Here is a 20,505-nt window from a genome sequence, read left to right on the forward strand (position 1 = left end):
TCAGTCAAACAGCGCACGGGTCTAAATGTTTCTTGATAGGGACCTGAGTATCAGGGAACGCTCCACCCTCGCAGCGAAGGATTTCATTTTAAGTATCTTATCGGGGCTTGTTGAGATACCATCAACCCCCATCTCAATGAGCCTCCCCACCAGCATGTAACTGGTTGCAGCATAACCGGCGGCATAAACCTCAACCCCGGCCCCATGGCAGGCATCCACCACACCCCTAACAAGCTTCAGTACAGCGGGGTGTGAAAGGTCAAAGATTCCGGCAACCCTGGTGCTCCTCCTGTCAGCGACAAGGCTGCACATGGTAAGATCACTCATACCAAGGGATACGAAGTCCACACCCTCAGCCAGGAGCTCATCCACCTGCAGGGCAATTGAAGGTGTTTCAACGGACGCACCAACCCTGAGGTCCCTGTGCGCCTCCACACCAACCTCCTCAAGGACACTGACGGCCATCCTGTACTCATCCAGGTCCCGCAGGAAGGGGAACTTCAGTTCAAGATTGCTGTAACCGGCGTCAAGCAGATTCCTGACAGCCTCAAATTCAGCCCTTAAAACTTCAACGTCCCTCAAGTCCCTTGTAATGGCCCTCATACCCAGGAACGGGTTCCTCTCACTAACCTCGAAGTCCCCCTCAAGATTCCTGAGTTCATCCCCGGGGATGTCGAAGGTCCTGAAGACCACAGGTTTCGGGTGGAAGGCGTCGAGGATCTCCTCAAGACCTGACTCAAGGACACTTGTTAACCTTTTTTCCCTTAAAAGGAGGTAAGGGTGTTTCCCGGTTTCTATGACCATGTTCTCTATCCTGACCGAACCCACACCATCTGCGAATTCTGAGACCTTCTCTGCAAGCCATGGGAAGTTGAGATTGACCATCACCCTGGTTGCTGTTTCATGTAAACTGACACTCTCATCAGCCGGCACCCAGTCCATCACTCCACGGTAGATGTTACCGGTCTTCCCATCAACGGTTACTATCATACCCTCCCTGAGGACTTCAGTTGCAACCTCGGTCCCAAGGACGCATGGGATGCCGAGTTCCCTCAGTGTGATGGCAGCATGACTTGTAAGTCCACCATAATCTGCAACAACAGCCCCGGCCCTTTTAATTTCAGGGAGCATATCCCTGGCTATCTTCTTCAGGACAGCCACTTCACCCCATTCAAGGCTAGAGGCATCCTGGAGGTTCCTTATTATACGCACCCTGCCACTGTGCCGTTTTGCACTTGCACCTACACCCCTCAGAATATGCATAGTACATATTATGTGAGGGATGAATAAAATAGTCTTCTTTTTACGATAAAAAATGAAAGGTTTTCATGTCAGCACACGGGATCAGTATTCGATATAATTGAACCGCCTTTCAAGTAGCATGACCAGTGAAAAGCCGGCAACCCCTATGATGACGGATATGATGATTGAAGCTGAATCAACCATGCTTATCCTGTTATAGGGCAGCCTCAGGGTTCCAATCATGAGACCCACAAGAAAGGATAGGGTGATGGCCTCATGATTCCTCAGAAGGTAATCAAGGACCCTTGAGAAACTCATTATCCCGAGACATGCTCCAAAAAGGAATACCACTATATCAGTGATGACGAAACGGTTCAGGACACCCAGCATGTACTCATACTGGTTCAGGAGAAGTAGAAGGAAGGCACCGGATATCCCGGGGAGTATCATTGCACATATAGCCACGAACCCTGATATGAAAATAACAGGGAGCGTGTGGTTTGCCTGTATGGGGTTGAGGCCAACGAAGATGTAGGCGAAGATTAACCCTGCAGCTCCAGAAGCAAGGTTCCTGAAAGAGAATCCATCTATCTTACTGTATACTATGAATGCGGATGCGATTATAAGTCCTGAGAAGAATGCGTAGGTGTAAGCCACATAATTTGTTATGAAGAAGAGTATGACCTTTGAGAGTGTAAGTATTGCAAGACCTATCCCTGCAAGGAGTGGTATGAAGAGTTCGAAGTCAACCTCATCCCTCAGGGACCTCCCCGCCCCCTTAATGTCACCCCTCAGAAGAGGCCCGAGGAATGTGAATTTTATTCTGCTGATTGCATGGACAAGCCTCTCATATATACCTGTTATAAGGGCTATGGTGCCCCCTGATACTCCGGGCATGACATCTGCACTTCCAATGAAGAGTCCGCGAAGGAATATGGCTATGAAGTTCTTGAGTTTATCAGTGTAATCCATTGGAATCCTCCTCCTTAATAGGGATGATATTTATCCCCGAAGTTTATAAAGCTGTTCACCATGTGAAGCCGGACATGGAATGGAATTCAAAAGGTAATTCACCATACCTCTGAAGAGCAGTCCTCAAGGACCTCCCTTATCCTCTTAATTTTAATGTCCCCCAACATGAGGCGATTGTGCTCTATGTACCTTGGGATCATGCACGGCTTCATGACCCTGCAGAATTCATCCTCCTCTATGATCCTGTAGCTGTTGTTAAGGAATGCTACAATAGCGTTAACCCAGGATACATGTATATCCTCTGAGGCAAGGAACTCCTTGAGGGTGGCCGCGTTCCTCTTTGCCTGGGCTGATGGTGATTTCTCCTCCCTCATATCGAGGTCATATCTAAACCACTGGTCACCCTTTATGATGTAGTTGCCATTGTAGTACTTGGTCTCGATCACATAGAGACCTGTCGGTCCAAGGACAACGTGGTCGATGTTACCGTAAGAGCCCGGGAAATGGACGTCGTTGAAGATGACGTAGTCATCAGGGAGTCTCCTGAGGCAGTTGATAACCACAAGTTCCCCAACGTAGCCCTTTGCCCATCCCATACCCCTCTCCTCACTGGCAGACATAAACCTGAAGGATACCGGGATGAGTGCGATTCCAAGGACTAAAATAGCAATTGCAGCTGTGAAACCCTTCAGGGTGAGAAATAAACTGAGGGGGATGCTTAGAAGGCCTGTGATGGAGATCAATTTACCGGCCCTCCACATCCCCCAGTAGTGTTCCGCCATTCTTCCGGTGTGGGTCTTCTCTAGTGCTGATGGAATTTTCTTTGTGAGGCGGTTGTATTCAGCGAGGCTTTCAACGTATATGAGGAGTGAACCGCACTCGTCACACATGTAGAATACCCAGAATTCTTCCTCACCTTCAACTTCCCAGTAATGGCTGCATTTCTCGCATATGATATAGGGCATGCTGTCACTTCAGGGTCCTTTTACCTTAGTTTTTTAATGAGGAATTTATAAAGATTTTTATGATTGTTGAAGGATTGTCGGTTACCATCAATTTTATGAGCTTGGGAGAACATGGATACGTGATTTACTCCAGCAGTATAACATAGCATTCCCACAACAAGGATATAATTAATCCATATCTTTATCTGGTGTTTAAGAGAATCATTGACATTAGACTTTATGTTTTTAGGATGAAGTGTAAAGATAGAGGGGTGTCCCTAGAAGGTGTATAAAAATAAGATCTTTAACCCCTACCGGCCAACAAGGGGATGGTGAAACCAGATGGGAGGTGTATAAAAATAAGATCTTCAGCACGGCACCTTCGCTATACATCAATATAACGAATGTCAGCGGGTGGGAGGTGTGTTGGGACTACCCCGAAACCATCCCTAAAAGGACTGCGACCCCAATGAAAACTATAGGAAAAAACAGTTTTTCACCACTGCAGGGAGTCATAACCTTAATATAACACTAACCCAGTACCCTTTTAATATGGAGAGGAAAACTTTAAAGAGGGTTGTGATTATATTATTAATTTTAATTACGGTCATAGCTGCTACATCCATCTTTACCCAACCTAACACAGAATCTAATGACAGAAATATCAAAGTAGAATCTAATAACACACCAGATATACCTGCTCCTGAACCAAAGGAAAAAGAACAAAATTATACAAATCCAGAGCACGGAAGAAAACAGAATTTAATAAGTCCAGAGCAAGCTATCAAAATAGTAAAAAATACCGTCCCCGGCTATGGCAAACTTCATTACAGCGCCACATTAACAACCTGTAGGGGCAAACCAGCCTATCTGGTCACAGTCTATGATAAAGACCCCGACAGTGAAACCTATGGCCAGGCCATTGGCGGGGCTTATGTAGATGCCACCACAGGAAAACTACTCTATGGACATGGCTAAATTCAGACTCAAATTCTATTTAATACCACTGATTGGTTTTATGTCTCCAGATATATCATGAGCACCCCTATGCCATGGATTCACCACTTAAATGTTCTCCTGAAGGTTTTCTGATTGTTATCCTGAACCCTGTGCCATTATCTCTATTTATGGTGAGGGTCCCGTCAAGCTGCTCGGTGAGGATCCTGACAAGCGTAAGCCCCAGGGTGTCGGTGCTCTCAGGGTCAATATCCCCTGGTAAGCCCACACCATCATCAGCCACAGACACGGCAACCTCACCATCAAGGGACCTGACCTTAACCCAAACCGTCCCGGTACCAGCAGGGAAGGCGTACTTGACGCTGTTTGTCACAAGCTCATTGATGATAAGCCCCAGGGGTATTGCCGTGTCTACATCGAATTCCACATCATCTACTTCAATCTTCGTCCTCACACCGGCACCGTATGAGATGACTATATCCTCCACCAGTCTCTCTATGTAAGCCCGGAAGTTGATCCTTGCCAGGGACTCTGACTGGTAGAGGTGTTCATGTATCATCGCCATGACCTTTATACGGCCCTGGCTTTCCCTCAGAACGTCACGGACCTCAACACCCTCTGTACTGAGGGTCTGGAGGTTCAGGAGGCTTGATATTATCTGGAGGTTGTTCTTGACCCTGTGATGGATCTCCTTTAGGAGGATCTCCTTCTCATGGAGGGATCTTCTGAGCTCCTCATCAGCCTCCTTGATCTCCGTGATATCAACCATGGAGGCCACGCTTTTCATGGTGCCTGGGATCATATCAGCGGTCATCTGCATGTACCTGACCTCACCCTCCCGGGTCCTGAACCCGAAGGTGTACCTGCGGGGTGCAAGTTCAGGGTTCCTTCTTCGAAGCTGATGGTATTTCATCATTTTCTCAAGGTCAGCATCCACCACAAACTCTGTCCAGCTCTTCTTCCCCTCTATCTCCTTCCGTGAATAGCCGCTCAGCCTCTCAAATTCCCGGTTTGCAAGGACTATAGTTGTATCCTCATCCACTATTGTTGTTGCAGCGCCAGTATTCTCAAATATGCTCCTGTAGAGCCTCTCCTTTTCTTCGAGTTCCTCTTCAAGCTGTTTCTCCCTTGTGAGGTCCTCATAGACCGCCACAACTTCACCTGAGGGTAATCGGTATACGAAGTTATCCCTCCACCCGATTTTCCTGTTATCATGGTAAAGAGCAGCTGGGAAGTGTTCAGACTGTCCTGTCCTGTAAACCCTCCTTAGGACCTCAAGGAGACCGAAATCCCCTATACCCGGGAAGACATCGGTCACCCTTCTTCCGATGACATCATCCCTCTTAACATCCTCGGTGAGTTCAGCGGCCCTGTTGAAGTCCTTTATTATGAAGTCTTCGCCATCATCCACAGCCTCATAGACCGCGACGCAGGTATTGATGTGTTCAAAAAGGTTCCTGTAGCGCTCCTCCCCCAACAGAAGCCTTTTGATGATAAAATCCATGCATCCCCTAATTTCCTCTCTTCTGATGGGCTTTCCAAGGCAACCATGGGGGCATGTTACAACAACGTCCTCCTCAAAGTCTATGAGGTACATGAGGGGCGCCTGGATATCACGGGCAGCCCATCCTGGAACCTTCTCCGGAATTGTGTATACGAGTACAAGGTCGGCCTCCATTGACTCTGGGATAGTTCTGGTGAGACTCACCTCAAGTCCCATGGATCCGAGCTCCTCCACAAAATCAGACAGATCATCATCGGCATCCCTCACGATAAGAATCCTGAACATTCCCTGCACACCCTTCACTTGATCTGAACTCATCTTCACAGGTATATCAGTTTATCTGTGATTCCCGTTACATACTCGTTCCTGAAAATTAGCTGTCCCACCCTTCAGAGGTATATCAGTTTATCTGCGATCTGTCAGAAAGCAGGTCTCATGGTGGCCTTAATCTTCCCTGAAGGACCTTCTCCTCTTCATCTCCTCAAGGTTTGAGACTATGCGGGGGAGTTCACCTCCAGGTATGCTCACCATGACGTCTTCATCCCCCAGGCCCATATGTCTCCTTGAACCTGCATCCCCGAATCCATAGGTCACCTTACCTGTGAGGTAGGGGAGTGCAGCCATGGAACTGCATATGGGGCCTGAATCAGCGCCAAGTCCACGGGAACCTGAATCATAGGCGTTGGCGTGGAGTATCTCCATGGCCTGCCTTGCATTGCAGATCAGGAATACGAGGTCCGCGTGGAACTCATCCTTGAACCTTATGAAGTTCTCGGGTGTGGCTCCCCTGAATCCGTATATGCTCTGGTCCTCATCACCGACCAAGCATATGTTAGAGTTTTTTCCTGCTATGGTCCTGAATATCCTCTCCTGGAGCGGGCTGGTGTCCTGGTACTCGTCGATCATCATGTACCTGTACTTCTCTCTGACAGACTCAAGGACCCTGCTGCTGGATTTAAGGAGCATCCATGCCTCCTTTTCAAGGCAGGGGAAATCTATCTTTTTCCCTGATTTAAGGAGTTCAAGGTAGTCCCTGTAGCACTGGCAGAGGCCGCGGTATTTCCTGTCTACCTTCTCAAGGAGCCTTTCAGGGTCAACGCAGTTTTCAGTGCACATGTTGAAGAACTCCATGACCTCAGGGACGTCCCTCATCTTCACGTGCCTGTTCAGTCCGAGCCTGTAGAAGTTAGCCCTTAAAAAAATGAGCTGTGATTCCTCATCAAGGACCTCGAAGCCCCCGCCATATTCATGGTCCTCGGGGTGGTTCTTGAGTATGGTGCTGCAGAAGGAGTGTACCGTGGATATGTGCATGAGTTCAGCGTCAAGGCCCACACAGTTGAGGAGTCTTGCCTTGAGTTCATCTGCAGCCTTCTCTGTAAAGGTTATGACCAGTATGTTCTCTGGTGGGACATGCTTCCTCTTAACAAGGTATGCGACCCTCTCAACAAGGACCCTTGTCTTCCCGGCCCCCGGCCCCGCTACTATGATGATCGGTCCATTGGTCTTCTTAACAGCCTTCTTCTGGTTCTCGGTACATGCTTCCCCCTTTCTGCAAAGTGACCCCGTCATCGTAAGTTAAAATCTGAATTGATGTGATGAACATTATCTATATTACTATGGGGGATCGGATATATAGTCATTTTCAGCTGCTCCCCACCCCGGCCATGAATTTATATCAGGATCAGTATTATGGTCCTTTTCAAGGGTTGATTCCCTCTTGATTGGTAGGGGTTGTCTGTCCGGGTACCTGTTGCTGTCATCTTTTGGTAAGGGTTATCTCTTGGCTGCAGCATATAGTTAGTTATGGTTCCATCAGCTCCTGTTTTCAATGCATTTTTTGCAACGATTTTCACATGGCTCATGACACTTGCAGGTGCAGGGATGGTTTTCCTGCCCTTCAGGGCTGATAGAAAACTCCTTGACGCTTCTCTGGGATTTGCAGCTGGAATAATGCTGGCGGCGAGTTTCTGGTCCCTCCTTGCACCAGCAATTGAGCTTTCGGTCTCGGGTGGTTTTGCAGGGTGGCTCCCCCCGGCTGCGGGTTTCCTTACAGGAGGTCTCTTCCTCTCGTTCCTTGACAGGCTGATCCCCCACCTCCACCCAGGGTGTCCGCCCGAGTATGCTGAGGGTTTCAGGACGACCTGGCACCGTAACAGGCTGCTGCTACTTGCAGTGACGATCCACAACATACCTGAGGGTCTTGCCATTGGGGTTGCCTTTGCAGCGGCATCAGTTGAGGGTGTTATTGCAGCTCCACTGGCCCTTGCACTGGGTATAGGCATCCAGAACCTCCCTGAGGGGGCTGCTGTCTCACTCCCCCTGAGGGGTGAGGGTGTGAGCAGGGAAAGGAGCTTCTTCTACGGGCAGCTCTCGGGTGCCGTGGAGATAGTTGCAGCGGTACTTGGAGCCCTCATCCTATCCGGTTCATCCTTCTTCATGCCAGCTGCACTTGGATTTGCAGCCGGAGCCATGGTATTCGTGGTTATAGAGGATATCATTCCCGAGTGCCAGAGGGGAGGTAACACTGACCTTGCCACGGTAAGCGCCCTCCTTGGATTCACCCTTATGATGGTGCTGGATGTTGCCCTCGGTTAGGTGGCCCGGGCATCGGTTTCAGGTGACCATGAAATGGTTTTCGCCTTCTGCCAGCCCCTTAATGAAATATTTTCATATATTTAAAATTTTAATCCGACATATGCACATGGCACATGGTTTATAATGGATAAAATACAGAATATTTCATGGTGTTTAGTATGGCCAGGGTTACACGTGAAATGGTTGAAAACTCCGGGATAGATGTGGATGAACTTGTCGAACTCCTTGTGAAGAATGCGGCTGCAGAGCTTACAACCTTCTACTACTACACAATACTCAGGGCCAACCTCATAGGCCTTGATGGTGAAGGTATAAAGGAAATAGCAGAGGCCGCCAGGATAGAGGACAGGAACCACTTTGAGGCCCTTGTGCCCAGGATATATGAACTTGGAGGGGAGCTGCCACAGGATATGAAGGAATTCCATGACATATCAGGATGCCCCCCCGCATACTTGCCTGAGAAGACAACCGACACAATGAAGATACTTGAAGTCCTTGTGGCTGCAGAAAGGTGCGCAGTACGCCAGTACACCCACATATGCAACATCACCGCAGGAAAGGACCACAGGACCTATGACCTTGCACTCTCAATACTCCACGAGGAGATACAGCACGAATCATGGTTCTCAGAGTTCCTCGGTGAAGGGCCATCAGGACACTTCATGAGAAAGGGAGAAACATCACCGTTCGTGAGGAAATTCCTTGAATAAAAAGGAGACCGGTAAGAAGACTTAAAGATTGAGGAGAGACTCCCTGGGATGATCCTCAGGGAGCTCCGGAGATTCAACGGCAGATCAGGACCCGCCTACGTCGCCTTCAGGGGAAGGGTCCATGATGTGTCTGAGAGTTTCCTCTGGAGGGGAGGGGTGCACCAGGTGGTCCACCGTGCAGGTGAGGACCTTACAGAGGCCATTGAGATGGCGCCCCACGGCCCCGAACTCCTTGAAAGATTCCCTGTTGTGGCTTTAATCAGATAGGAATAGAAGGTGTCTTTGATGGTGGAGTTCAGGTGCACGGTCTGTAACTATATATACACTGAGGTAAGGGAGGGTGAATTTGACTCCCTTCCTGAGGACTGGCGGTGCCCGGTATGCAACGCCCTGAAGTCGGCCTTCGTGAGGCTGAATCCGGAGTTCCATGAGAAGATTGATAAAACAGTTTCGGACGTCTTCGTGGCCCAGCTGGTTGAGTGGGGTGTCAGATACGTCTTCGGGATACCCGGAACATCAACCCTGGGCCTCGTGGACGCCCTCCGCAGGAACAGGTCCATCAGGTACATACAGGTGAGACATGAAGCCTCAGCCGCCTTCATGGCATCAGCCATAGGGAAGCTCACGGGCCACCCTGCGGTCTGCATGGCGGTTGCAGGGCCAGGAGCATCAAACCTTACAACAGGGCTCATGGACGCGGCCCTTGACAAGGCACCCGTTATTGCGGTCACAGGGCAGGTTGAAACTTACAGGATAGGTACCGGGGCGAATCAGGAGATAGACCAGCACTCCCTCTTTGAATCAGTTTCGGTCTACAACATGACACTCACAGGCCCCAAGGGCACCCCTGAGGTGGTGAGGCAGGCGGTAAGGCACGCCATCATCAGGCGGGGGGTGTCACATATCGATATCCCCCGGGATGTTCAGAGCCTTGAATGTCAGGAGGAGGTAAGGCCGTTCAGGGGGAGTATAGCTCCGGGGGTCTCACTGCCACCTGAATACCACCTCAGGAGGGCTGCTGACCTTATTAACGGCTCCATGCGCCCTGTTATAATTGCAGGATTCGGTGCCCTTGGGGCATCAGAGAGCATACTTGAACTTGCAGAGAAGATCGATGCACCCATCGTTGCCACCTTCAGGGGCAAGGGAATCGTGGATAATGACCACCCCCTCTACATGGGATGTCATGGAAGCATAGGGACAGCTGCAGCATCTGAGGCCGTTAGAAGATCTGATCTGCTCATAGTTGTAGGAGCATCCTACTCTGACCTCACACAGATACCTGGAAAGAGGACTGTTCAGGTTGACTTCGATCCCCTCATGATTGCAAGAAGACACCCCGTCGAGGCGGGACTTACAGGCAACTCCTCTATGGTTATCCCGGCACTCATACCCCTGGTCTATGAGAAGAGGAGGGATGAGTACCTTGATGAGCTTGGAAGACTTAAGGAAGAGTGGTTCAGGCTCCTTGAATCAGAGGCAGACCCTGAGATTAAGCCTTTAAGGCCTCAGTACATCATTAAGGTCCTTAACAGGGCCGTGGATGATGATGCCATCATATCCCTTGATGTGGGTGAGAACGTCTGGTGGTTCGGGCGTAACTTCATCATGAAGAGCACCCAGAAGCTCCTCCTATCAGGTTATCTTGGTTCAATGGGTTATGGGCTGCCAGCAGCCCTTGCAGCCCGGTTAGAATTCCCTGACAGGCAGGTTGTATGCATAACAGGTGATGGTGGTTTCTCAATGGTGATGGCAGAGTTTCTGACTGCAGTTAAATACAAGCTCCCTGTTAAGGTCTTTATACTCAACAACAGTAACCTTGCAATGATAATGCAGGAGCAGAGGGTTGAAGGTTACCCTGTCTGGCAGACAGAGCTCCAGGACTGTGACTTCGCAGGGTTTGCAGAAAACTGCGGAGGAAGGGGCATAGGGGTTGATGATCCATCAGAACTTGAAGATGCCACTTCAGATGCCCTGTCAGCGGATGAACCGGTTATCGTGGACATTAAGACAGACCCGAGGAGATTCATCTAGCAGTATGGCCATGCATGTTGAGTGGCTGATGTGGTTATCCCTGAAGAGGGGATTCATCTGGCGGATTATGGATGCTATTTTCATCCAGTACTGGCCACTGAAGGTCCTGATGGATTATTCTTGCAGAGGGACTCATCTTTCTTTTTCATCTATAAGATGTACGGCGGATGCCTTGAACTCGATCCATACATCTGAACCCCTATGAAGTCCCATATCATGGAAGGACTTCCTTGTCATGTAAACCGTGAAGACCTCACCGCCGCACATGACCTGGATGTGGTAGAGGGATCCTGCCTCACGGATACCGGTGACCCTCCCCCTTAACCGGTTGAGTGCACTAGACTCAACCCTTTGGAATGACACGGTTATATCCTCGGGCCTTATGGTTGCATAGACCCGTCCCTCCCGGGGCTCTGATGAGTAGAGGGTTACACCATCACACTCTATCACGGAGAGATCCTCACGGACCCTTGAATACCCCTCAATTATGTTCCTAACACCCACGAATTCAGCGACGAAGCTGTTTGCAGGTTTCCTGAAGACCTCACCGGGCCTTCCTGTCTGCATCACCGTCCTGTTGAGTATGGCTATCCTGTCGGCCATCATCTGACCCTGCAGGAGGTTATGGGTTGTGAATATAACGGTGATATCCCCCCTCAGTTCGTCGATGACACCCTCAATCATCCTCCTTGAAAGGGGGTCAAGGTTCGCTGTTGCCTCATCAAGGAGAAGGATTTCAGGTTCATTTATGAGGGCCTGGGCAAGGGCGAGCCTCTGCCTCTCACCGCCTGAAAGTTCATCTGCATTCCGATCATGGTATCCGCCGAGGCCCACCAGTTCAAGGATGTCATCAGCCTCACCCCCCGCAGGCTTGAGGCCACGTACCGATGGACCGTAGAGCACGTTATCAAGTACCGTGCCCCTGAAGACCGGGGAGTTCTGGAATACCATTCCCATCATCCTCCTCGCATCCACTGTGGATGTCACAGGAGACCCCCTGAAGAGTATCATGCCCTCTGAGGGTCTCTCAAGGAGGTCGATTATCCTGAGGAGGGTTGATTTACCTGAACCTGTTGGTCCTATGATCCCGAGTACCTCACCCTCCTCCACGGTGAGGTTAACGTCCCTGAGGACCTCATTTTCACCGTACCTCTTTGATATTCCCTGGAGTTCGATTATATACACATCTTTAACCTCTTGTTCTCGTTCTGCAGGATCTGGATATACATTTCACTTTATGAATCCCTCAAAGTATGATTTATTTCTCCTGGAAGTGGTGGAGGATGGTGTTAACTGCCAGTGATATGATGAGGAGTATTATGCCGAGGGCTATTGAGAGTTCAAGGTTCCCCTTGGAGGTCTCAAGGGACATTGCGGTTGTTATAACCCTTGTATACCCCCTTATGTTCCCACCCAGCATTATGGCAACACCCACCTCGGATATGGCCCTTCCAAATCCGAGTATTATGGCCGCCATTATGGCGTACCTTGCCTCCTCCATGACCTTAAGCATGGTCTGGTACTCTGTAGCGCCGAGCGCCCTTGCAAGGTCCCTTACCCTTGGTCCAACACTCCTGAGGGCTGTTATACTGGAACCCGTGACTATAGGGAGTATAAGGACCGTCTGCCCCAGTATCATCCCCTGGGGTGTGAAGAGGAGGTTGAGGGATCCCAGGGGCCCGGACCTTGATATGAGCATGAATACCAGTAGTCCCACAAGTACCGTTGGCATGCTGTAGAGGGTCTGTATGATATTTATCAGTGTGCCTCTACCCCTGAAGGGCTTGAAGTCAATGAGGAGTGCGAGGGGGATGGCTATGAGTGATGCGAGGATGGTTGATGAGATCGCTATCATGAGGGTCCTTACCGTTATATCCATGAGTTCAGGGTCCATGATGATTATAAGGCGAGCCGCCTCTCCTATTCCATGGATTATTTCGTTCATGATCATCAGCCGCCACTGGATGGTTTCATTGAGTGTATAGGGTTAATATTATAATAATGGGTATAAGAAATGATGGGATGGGTCGCGTGATTCTTACAGAAAGAAAGGTTTTCAGGGACCCTCTTTCTGGGAGTAGAAAATCAGATTATTCTGCCGGGTCCCTGCCTCCGGGTAGGGTCATGAATAGGGGGGTCCCGTACTGTTTCTTACCGTACTCTGATATGAGCTTCTGGCACTCGTCACTCAGCAGGAATTCTATGAATTTCTCTGCAGCGTCTCTATTCACTCCACGGACCTTCTCAGGGTTTACTGCTATTGCTGAGTAGACGTTAAGGAGTTCTGAGCCGCTGGTGATGTAGGGAACCAGTGTTATGTTGCTTCTGTAAGCGAGGTATGTCCCTGAATCTGAGATTGTGTATGCTCCCTTCTGGTCTGCAAGCCTGAGGGTGTCCCCCATGCCGCTTCCGCTTTCAATGTACCAGTCTGAGCCCCTTACCGTTGAGTTGTAGTCTGTTATGTTCTTCCAGATCTTTATCTCCCTCGTGTTGGTCCCTGAATTATCACCCCTTGATACGAATTTAACATGCTGGGGGTCCTTTTCTGCTGCTTTAAGTATCTTGCTGAAGGCTTCTGTGGCGCTGCTGCTTCCATTTACGCCTGCCGGGTCATCGCGGGGTCCGATGATGTAGAAGTAGTTGTAGGCGAATGGATACCTTTTGATCCCGTAGCCGTCAGCTATGAACTCCTCCTCTCTTTTTTTATCATGGACTATGAGGAGGTCTGCGTCACCCTTCTTACCCCTTTCAAGTGCTATCCCTGTTCCACCTGATACTATCTGCACATCGATGTCGGGGTACTTCTCTTCAAAGGCTGCTTCAACCTCCTCAAGGAGGCCTGTGTCTTCAAGGCTCGTTGTTGTTGATATCCTCAGCACTTCTTTTCCATCGGTGCCGAGTAAGTAGTATGTGGCTGCTGCAAGGATTACAGCCAGTATTATTATCCCCATGTATTTTCTTTCCATACTTTAACACCTCAACGATATGTAAAATACTATAACTCGATTGTCCTATAAAAGGCTATCGGTGCCTTAATAATCATAGATGTCTGAGGAGCCCTGAAAAATCGGATTATAGACCCCCTCAGATAATAATAATTACATACACCGCTTAAACAATTAAAAAAAATATAATTATCAGCTCCTCCAAATAATAATAACTAGATTAACCACTGAAAAAAATTAAAAATCCTCATAAAATGGGCAGGGGAGTTACATTGCCGGAATGGTTCGAATTCTCAAAGATGGAAATTAAAGATGTTCTGAAGTCACTTGAGACCTCAAAAAGAGGGCTCAGTGAAGCTGAAGCACGTGCAAGGCTTGAAAGGTACGGGTACAATGAAGTGGAACTTAAAAGGGAAAACCCGATTCTGAGGTTCCTGAAGCAGTTCAGAAGCCTCCTTGTCTACATACTGCTTGTAATCTCGGTCTTCACCCTCCTCATCGGTGAATGGGTGGACACCGCTGTTATAGTGGGAGTGGTGATTATAAACTCCCTCATAGGTTTCATCCAGGAAGGGAAAGCCAATGAAGCCATGGAAGCACTCCAGAAACTCGTTAAAACAGAAACAACCGTCATAAGGGACGGTAAACAGTTACAGGTACCATCTTCGCTCCTGGTCCCGGGGGATATGGTTAAGATGGAAATGGGTGACCGTGTACCCGCAGACATAAGGGTTATACAAGCAAAGAACATCTTCGTGGATGAATCAACGCTTACAGGGGAATCGGTACCTGTGGAGAAGACTCCCATTAAACTCTCAGAGGAAGCCATCAGTAAGGGTGAATTCAGGAACACCCTCTTCAGCGGCACTCTCGTAACAGAGGGCAACGGGACAGGAGTGGTGGTTTCAACCGGGGCAGAGACAGAGATAGGTAAGATATCAAAGACGGTGAAGGGTGAAGGTGTGAAGACCCCCCTCATCAGGAAGATTGATGAATTTTCACGCTCCATAGCCCTCGCTATAATATCCATTGCACTCATTAACTTTATCGGTGCCCTGATATTCGGATATGACATCATATTCTCCTTCCTGGCATCCACCTCCCTGGCCGTTGCGGCAATACCCGAGGGTCTGCCGGCGATAATAACCATCACCCTCGCCTTTGGTGTTGCAAAGATGGCGGGGAAGAATGCAATAGTAAGGAACCTTCCATCGGTGGAGACCCTTGGAAGCGTCACCGTCATATGCTCGGATAAAACAGGCACCCTGACAAAGAATGAGATGACCGTTAAGTGCATCTATGCCGGCGGAGAATTCTATGAAGTTGAAGGGACCGGTTATGAAAGAGAGGGTGAAATAAAAAACACGGGTTCAGGGCTGCCCGGACCCCTCAGGATGACCCTTGAATGTGGATTAAACTGCAACAACGCCTCAATGACCGATGGCAGGCTCCAGGGAGACCCCACCGAGAAGGCGCTGATCATATCAGCCTATAAAGGAGGGATTGTCAGGAGGGCTGAGAGGATGGATGAGATACCCTTCGACTCAAGGAAGAAGTACATGGCGATCCTCACAGCCGATGGAATGATCTACGTTAAGGGCTCCCCTGAGAGGATAATTGAGATGTGCAGCCATGAACTCAGGGACGAACCCATGGAGATAGACAGGGAGAGGCTCAGAAAAGAACTTCACATCCTCACCTCCAGGGGCCTCCGCGTCCTTGCCTTCGCAACAAGGGAACACTCAGATGGGACAGTTGATGACGGTGACCTCAGGGACCTGATCTTCCTTGGCTTCCAGGGTATGATGGACCCCCCAAGGCCAGAAGCCATGGAGGCCATCAAAAAGTGTGAGAGTGCCGGTATAAGGACCATAATGATCACAGGGGACCATGCAAGAACCGCCGAGACCATAGCAGAAAAGCTCGGCATCCCAGCCAAAGGAGCCCTTACCGGGAGTGAGATCTCATCCATGGATGATAAGGAGCTCATGGAGGCCGTCAGGGAATACAATCTCTACGCCAGGGTTTCACCCGAGGACAAGTACAGGATAACAGCTGCACTCCAGGGCCTCGGGAATATAGTTGCAATGACAGGTGACGGTGTGAATGACGCCCCCGCCCTGAAGATGGCGGATGTCGGGGTTGCCATGGGCAGCGGAACCGACGTTGCAAAGGAGGCATCAGACATCATACTGACAGATGATAACTTTGCAACGATAGTGGCCTCGGTAAGTGAGGGGAGGGCTGTGTATGAGAGGATACAGAGGATAATATATTATGTGCTCCCCACAAGCGGAGGCCAGGGACTCATAATACTCTCATCATTCTTCATGGCAGCCTTAATCCCTGTATTCAGGTTCCTGCCACTCCTCCCACTCCAGATACTCTGGATAAACCTCTTTGATGGTATATTTCTTGCCATGCCCCTTATAACTGAACCTGGTGATGCTGATGTCCTTGAAAGGCCCCCTAGAGACCCTGATGAGAAAATAATTAACAGCACCTTCATAAGAAAGGTTGGTATCGTCTCGATGGCCATGGCATTTTCAGGTCTTTCAGTGTTCTACATTGCAGAGCAGAGCCTCACAGTTACCCAGGCACGAACAGTAACCTTCGCCACCGTTATAATGGTCCATGTATTCTACCTTCTAACAGCAAGGTCAGTTGAAAACTCAGTGCTTAAAATGAATCCCCTCTCAAATAAGTGGATCCTCTATGGCATCGGCACAACACTCCTCATGATGATGCTCATAATCTATGTGCCGCAGCTTGAATTCATATTCAGGACCCGACCCTTCCCCCCTGAGTGGTGGGGTGTCGTGATACCCTTCTCATTAACTGGATTAATCATGATAGAGATTGAAAAATTAATCAGGAGGAGATTGAAGGGTTAAATCTGGAAATACCCCTACATCTACTTATACTTCTTCTCATACCTCCTCCAGGACTTTGCAATGTAGGGTTCACACTTATCAAGTTCCGTGAGGAGACACATCCTTATGGTGTCTGTCCTTATTTCTTCTTCCCGGTCAATCTTCTCTGTAACAGTCCTTAAGACCTTATCAATGATCTCCTTCTTCTCATCCACGGTGTAACCTGCATCCACCGTGGCCCGCTCAAGTGAGGCCCTGATCTTTGAAGGGTCGAAGGCCTCAGTAAAACCCCTGCGCTTTATAACCTTCATTTTCTCACCCTCCCACTAAAGTTATATCCTTGGGGGAATAAATCTTTTTTGATACTATGAAAACATTAAAACCTGATTTATTGAAAGGTTACATTGATAAAAGGATATAATGAGATGATCCTCTTCCTGAGAGGTTGGAGTCATGAAAACGTGTCCTGATACGAAGAGCGGGTGGAAGCAGAAACTCCTCACCCTCATGCGCATAAGCCTTGTAATCATGGGTTTAATAATAGTCATATTCGGGGTCAGGGGAATAAAGGTCTTCGGTATCATGACACTCATTGCAGTTGCCATCATATACCTCCCGGCCCTCAGGCACCCCATGAGGATGAACATAATCCCAGTGGAGATTGAGATACTCTTTCTCACCGTTGTAACCCTTGAGTACATACTGGGGAACACCTTCGGGTTCTACGGGAGAATACACTACTATGACAAGTTCATGCACTTCACGGTCCCCTTCATACTCGGACTCATCGGGGTGATGTTCATGTACACCGCGTATGTCTACGGGAAGATCAAGACAAGCCTCCCCATAATGGTGTTCCTCATAGTCTTCGTGACCCTTGGACTGGGGGCCCTCCTTGAGATCATCGAATACACCTACGACAACCTCCTATACCAGTACATAGAGCACTTCATGCCAACAGGCCCCACCCAGGGCTCCCCCACCATGTCACCCCTTGATGATACAATATTCGATCTGATCACGGACCTCGCCGGGGGGGTATTCGGCGCCCTTGCAGGGGTGCTCATAATAAGAAGGGCCGAGAAGAAGAATTACTGCCTGGACCTTGTAACTGAAATAGCAGAACTGGAGGGCCTTAACAAAGAGGAATAAAGACAATTACTTAGATAACCTAAGGCTCAAGAATAAAGTCAGAGGGGTCTTAGAATGTCCCTCTTAAGCTCAAAGGAAGCCGCGAGTATGAAGGCCATCATGACCGGCAGAAGGCAGATCTTAACAACCTCAAGGGAGTCTGTCAGGAAAAACTCATTCACAAGCCTCACAGAGACCAGTATAACCCCAGTTACAAGTGCCATTGAAACAAGTCCCCAGACACCTGAGGCGTACCTTGTAAGCAGATAGTTTTTAATGGAGAATACCGCTGCCAGGGTGAAAAATACCAGTGCAATCACCTTAAGAATTATCATAACTCTGCCTCCAGTCTCCTGTTTGATGATATGGTTGCATAGAGGAAGAAGAAACCCGAAATAACTATGAAGACCCACTCTACGGTCCTGAATGTATCAAATAAAAAGAATTCCCTCATAACCCCTGCCAGACTGGATATGAAGAGGGCCGCGACCGCAAGGGTTATCTTAAGCCACCTTCCATCCTTCAGAACAGCTGTCACCATGTATATAAGGCTGATACCTGTTATTATGGTTGATATTGCCTGTGCAATCTGGAATTCCTCTCCATACATCACCATGAAAATACACCTCTATGCGTTCAGGTACAGGGAAATCTCATCCTGAAGCGGAAGCCGTCCTTCCCGTCAACCTCGAATTCAGCATCAAGCTGCCCTCCAAGGCTCCTTACAAGGGTCATGCCAAGGGAATCTGATGTTTCAGGGTCATAGTCCTCAGGAAGCCCGACCCCGTCATCCGAGTACTCAAGGACACATTCCCCGTTATCACTATGTATCCTGATCCTTATAAGTCCTCTGCCATCAGGGAAGGCGTACTTAAGGGAATTCGTTATAAGTTCATTCATTATAAGGGCCAGTGGAAGGGCCTTTTCAATATCAAGCCTCAGATCATCCGTTTCAACCTCTGATCTTACACCCGAGGCACCGTAACTTGATATGAGGGAGACTGCAAGCCTTGGGAGGTACTCCCGGAGGTTTATCTCAGAGAGGGTCTCTGACTGGTAGAGGCTCTCATGTATCATTGCCATGGACCTTATACGGTTCTGGCTCTCCTCAAATAACCTGACATCCTCCTCATCCCTCAGGGCCCCCTTCTGAAGGTTCAGGAGGCTTGATATTATCTGGAGGTTGTTCTTAACCCTGTGATGGATCTCCCTTAAGAGCGTCTCCTTCTCCCTCAGTGACCTCCTGAGGGACTCCTCATAGCTCCGGGACTCGGTAACATCCCTAACAAGGAGGCAGCGGAGGATTTCAGATGCCCTGACATCAAAACCTGAAACCGAGATAACTCGATCACCTAAAAGGAACTCCCCATCACCGGTTTCCTCCACCAGGCCCCTGCACAGATCATGGATATTTCTTCCAAGGGAGTCATCCCTCCTTATGGATGTTATACCCTCAAGGGCCCTGTTCCAGTAGATTACAGTGCCGGATTCATCTGTGAGTGCGATGCCATCGGAGATCCTGTCAACAACCCCCCTGAACCTGAGTTCGCTTTCAATGAGCCTCGCAGTCGCCTTCTTCTGGAGGCTTATATCTGCAGCGCTGACCACGAAGCCCATGGCCTCACCCATACGCCCCATTATGGGTGAAATGGTCACTATAACCTCAAGTTCCCGGCCATCTGCAGATTTTACGGTTGATTCAAACTCTGCAGAGTCAACAGCCTCCATAACCTCAGTCATCATTTCCCTGTCAGAGGGGCTGAAGAGCTCCTGGGCGGGTCTTCCCATCAGTTCATCTTCACCGTAGCGGAGCTTATCCTGGACGCTCCTGCTTGCAGCGGTTATCCTCCCCTGAAGGTCTGTTATCATCAGGAATGATGGGACCGTGGCCATTATCCTGTCGGCTGCAAGTGCCGGTGTGAGGAGGGGGAAGTCGTACTTCCAGATGCCGTATGAAATGAAGATTAGCCCCACGGTGAGCATGGTCTGTGTGAGCTCAGGGAAGGGTATGGCCATGAGTTCCCTTACAATGAAATCCGTTGAGAAACTTATTATTAGGGGTATGAAAAGACCGCAGAAGAGGTAGAGGGCCTCCCTCCTCTCAGGACCCTCCGTTCTTACATATTCCCTGAGGGCGTTGCCGGCAGCTATCAGGGTGACCATCACCGTCCAGATGGAGAATACAAGGAAGACTGTGGGGTTCTCAGGGAGGGAATAGGTCCACCCATAGTAGGTGTGGACGGCTCCGGCTATTAGAAGATCGGTCCCCAGGCCGATGAGTATGAGGATGACTGCCGGTAAGTATATCAGCGGGGTCATCCAGCGCCTCAGCCTCCCGGAGTAGAACAGTGAAATGTGCAGTAGCAGAGCAGGTATAACCGGCCAGAGGAGGCTCAGTTTAAGCCATGGATAGGCACCTGAAGCGGTCTCCACTATGCGGTACATGAACTCGGTGAAGGCCATGAGGGAGACCGCAACGCCGAGGCCCGATACAAGGAGGTTGAGCCTGCTTTTTGGGTTGCGGTAGTAGATGAAGGTTGCGGTGTAGAATGCGAGGACGGATGCAACCAGTGAGAGTATGGCGTAGGGGTTCATCTG

General features: G+C 49.3%; 19 protein-coding genes. 7 read left to right on the forward strand and 12 right to left on the reverse strand.

Annotation, left to right across the window (positions count from 1 at the left end; genetic code table 11):
- Positions 1-21: 21 nt before the first annotated feature.
- The 3 genes from N5910_RS04365 to N5910_RS04375 form a co-directional block, all read right to left on the reverse strand.
- Positions 22-1,263, reverse strand: coding sequence for a putative PEP-binding protein (locus N5910_RS04365; RefSeq protein ID WP_191216523.1), 1,242 nt, complete (start codon positions 1,261-1,263; stop codon positions 22-24).
- A gap of 81 nt (positions 1,264-1,344) precedes the next feature.
- Positions 1,345-2,214, reverse strand: coding sequence for a DUF368 domain-containing protein (locus N5910_RS04370; RefSeq protein WP_074358893.1), 870 nt, complete (start codon positions 2,212-2,214; stop codon positions 1,345-1,347).
- A gap of 98 nt (positions 2,215-2,312) precedes the next feature.
- Positions 2,313-3,179 (reverse strand): nuclease-related domain-containing protein, encoded by an 867-nt coding sequence (locus N5910_RS04375; protein ID WP_074358894.1) that lies wholly within the window; start codon positions 3,177-3,179, stop codon positions 2,313-2,315.
- A 531-nt stretch (positions 3,180-3,710) separates the two neighbouring features.
- On the opposite strand from N5910_RS04375, the gene N5910_RS04380 reads away from it, so the two are divergent.
- The gene (locus tag N5910_RS04380; protein ID WP_191216524.1) at positions 3,711-4,136 is read left to right on the forward strand and encodes a PepSY domain-containing protein; all 426 of its coding nucleotides are present in this window, start codon (positions 3,711-3,713) and stop codon (positions 4,134-4,136) included.
- 67 nt (positions 4,137-4,203) lie between these two features.
- Here the strand turns inward: N5910_RS04380 and N5910_RS04385 are convergent, their stop codons facing one another.
- Together N5910_RS04385 and N5910_RS04395 are read right to left on the reverse strand one after the other, a co-directional pair.
- Complete coding sequence (locus tag N5910_RS04385; protein WP_261599844.1) at positions 4,204-5,904, reverse strand: sensor histidine kinase; 1,701 nt, start codon at positions 5,902-5,904, stop codon at positions 4,204-4,206.
- Between the two features lie 159 nt (positions 5,905-6,063).
- Positions 6,064-7,188, reverse strand: coding sequence for a UvrD-helicase domain-containing protein (locus N5910_RS04395; RefSeq protein ID WP_315901948.1), 1,125 nt, complete (start codon positions 7,186-7,188; stop codon positions 6,064-6,066).
- Between the two features lie 234 nt (positions 7,189-7,422).
- Between N5910_RS04395 and N5910_RS04400 the strand changes: the two genes are divergently transcribed.
- From N5910_RS04400 to N5910_RS04415, 4 genes are all read left to right on the forward strand, one after another.
- Complete coding sequence (locus tag N5910_RS04400; RefSeq protein ID WP_261599845.1) at positions 7,423-8,214, forward strand: ZIP family metal transporter; 792 nt, start codon at positions 7,423-7,425, stop codon at positions 8,212-8,214.
- Positions 8,215-8,372: 158 nt separating this feature from the next.
- Positions 8,373-8,924 (forward strand): DNA protection during starvation protein, encoded by a 552-nt coding sequence (dps, locus tag N5910_RS04405; RefSeq protein WP_074358905.1) that lies wholly within the window; start codon positions 8,373-8,375, stop codon positions 8,922-8,924.
- 48 nt (positions 8,925-8,972) lie between these two features.
- Positions 8,973-9,191: a cytochrome b5 domain-containing protein gene (locus tag N5910_RS04410; RefSeq protein ID WP_074358906.1), complete on the forward strand. Its 219-nt coding sequence runs from the start codon at positions 8,973-8,975 to the stop codon at positions 9,189-9,191.
- Positions 9,192-9,209: 18 nt separating this feature from the next.
- Complete coding sequence (locus N5910_RS04415; RefSeq protein ID WP_074358907.1) at positions 9,210-10,958, forward strand: thiamine pyrophosphate-dependent enzyme; 1,749 nt, start codon at positions 9,210-9,212, stop codon at positions 10,956-10,958.
- 132 nt (positions 10,959-11,090) lie between these two features.
- Here N5910_RS04415 and N5910_RS04420 read toward each other — a convergent pair whose 3' ends face one another.
- From N5910_RS04420 to N5910_RS04430, 3 genes are all read right to left on the reverse strand, one after another.
- Entirely contained in the window at positions 11,091-12,143 is a 1,053-nt protein-coding gene (locus N5910_RS04420) for an ABC transporter ATP-binding protein (protein WP_074358908.1), read from the reverse strand.
- A 73-nt stretch (positions 12,144-12,216) separates the two neighbouring features.
- Complete coding sequence (locus N5910_RS04425; RefSeq protein WP_191216530.1) at positions 12,217-12,903, reverse strand: ABC transporter permease; 687 nt, start codon at positions 12,901-12,903, stop codon at positions 12,217-12,219.
- 145 nt (positions 12,904-13,048) lie between these two features.
- Complete coding sequence (locus N5910_RS04430) at positions 13,049-13,924, reverse strand: substrate-binding domain-containing protein (protein ID WP_074358910.1); 876 nt, start codon at positions 13,922-13,924, stop codon at positions 13,049-13,051.
- 233 nt (positions 13,925-14,157) lie between these two features.
- Here N5910_RS04430 and N5910_RS04435 point away from each other — a divergent pair, with 233 nt between their 5' ends.
- Complete coding sequence (locus N5910_RS04435; RefSeq protein ID WP_261599846.1) at positions 14,158-16,797, forward strand: cation-translocating P-type ATPase; 2,640 nt, start codon at positions 14,158-14,160, stop codon at positions 16,795-16,797.
- 20 nt (positions 16,798-16,817) lie between these two features.
- On the opposite strand, the gene N5910_RS04440 is transcribed toward N5910_RS04435, so the two are convergent.
- Positions 16,818-17,087 carry an ATP cone domain-containing protein gene (locus N5910_RS04440; protein ID WP_074358911.1) on the reverse strand — a complete coding sequence of 90 codons (270 nt, stop codon included), beginning with the start codon at positions 17,085-17,087 and terminating at the stop codon, positions 16,818-16,820.
- A gap of 142 nt (positions 17,088-17,229) precedes the next feature.
- Here N5910_RS04440 and N5910_RS04445 point away from each other — a divergent pair, with 142 nt between their 5' ends.
- A complete protein-coding gene (locus N5910_RS04445) occupies positions 17,230-17,928 on the forward strand; it encodes a hypothetical protein (RefSeq protein ID WP_074358912.1) in 699 nt (232 codons plus the stop codon).
- A gap of 38 nt (positions 17,929-17,966) precedes the next feature.
- Here N5910_RS04445 and N5910_RS04450 read toward each other — a convergent pair whose 3' ends face one another.
- Genes N5910_RS04450 through N5910_RS04460 form a run of 3 tightly spaced genes read right to left on the reverse strand, consistent with a single transcriptional unit; the run spans position 17,967 to position 20,502 of the window.
- Complete coding sequence (locus N5910_RS04450) at positions 17,967-18,242, reverse strand: hypothetical protein (protein WP_074358913.1); 276 nt, start codon at positions 18,240-18,242, stop codon at positions 17,967-17,969.
- Entirely contained in the window at positions 18,239-18,523 is a 285-nt protein-coding gene (locus tag N5910_RS04455; protein ID WP_074358914.1) for a hypothetical protein, read from the reverse strand. Before N5910_RS04455 ends, N5910_RS04450 begins: the two co-directional genes overlap by 4 nt.
- A 20-nt stretch (positions 18,524-18,543) precedes the next feature.
- On the reverse strand, positions 18,544-20,502 hold the full coding sequence (locus N5910_RS04460) for a histidine kinase dimerization/phosphoacceptor domain -containing protein (RefSeq protein ID WP_261599847.1): 1,959 nt from the start codon (positions 20,500-20,502) through the stop codon (positions 18,544-18,546).
- Positions 20,503-20,505 lie beyond the last annotated feature (3 nt).

The sequence above is a fragment of the Methanothermobacter wolfeii genome (genome assembly GCF_025397995.1).
GTDB classification, from domain to species: Archaea; Methanobacteriota; Methanobacteria; order Methanobacteriales; family Methanothermobacteraceae; genus Methanothermobacter; species Methanothermobacter wolfei.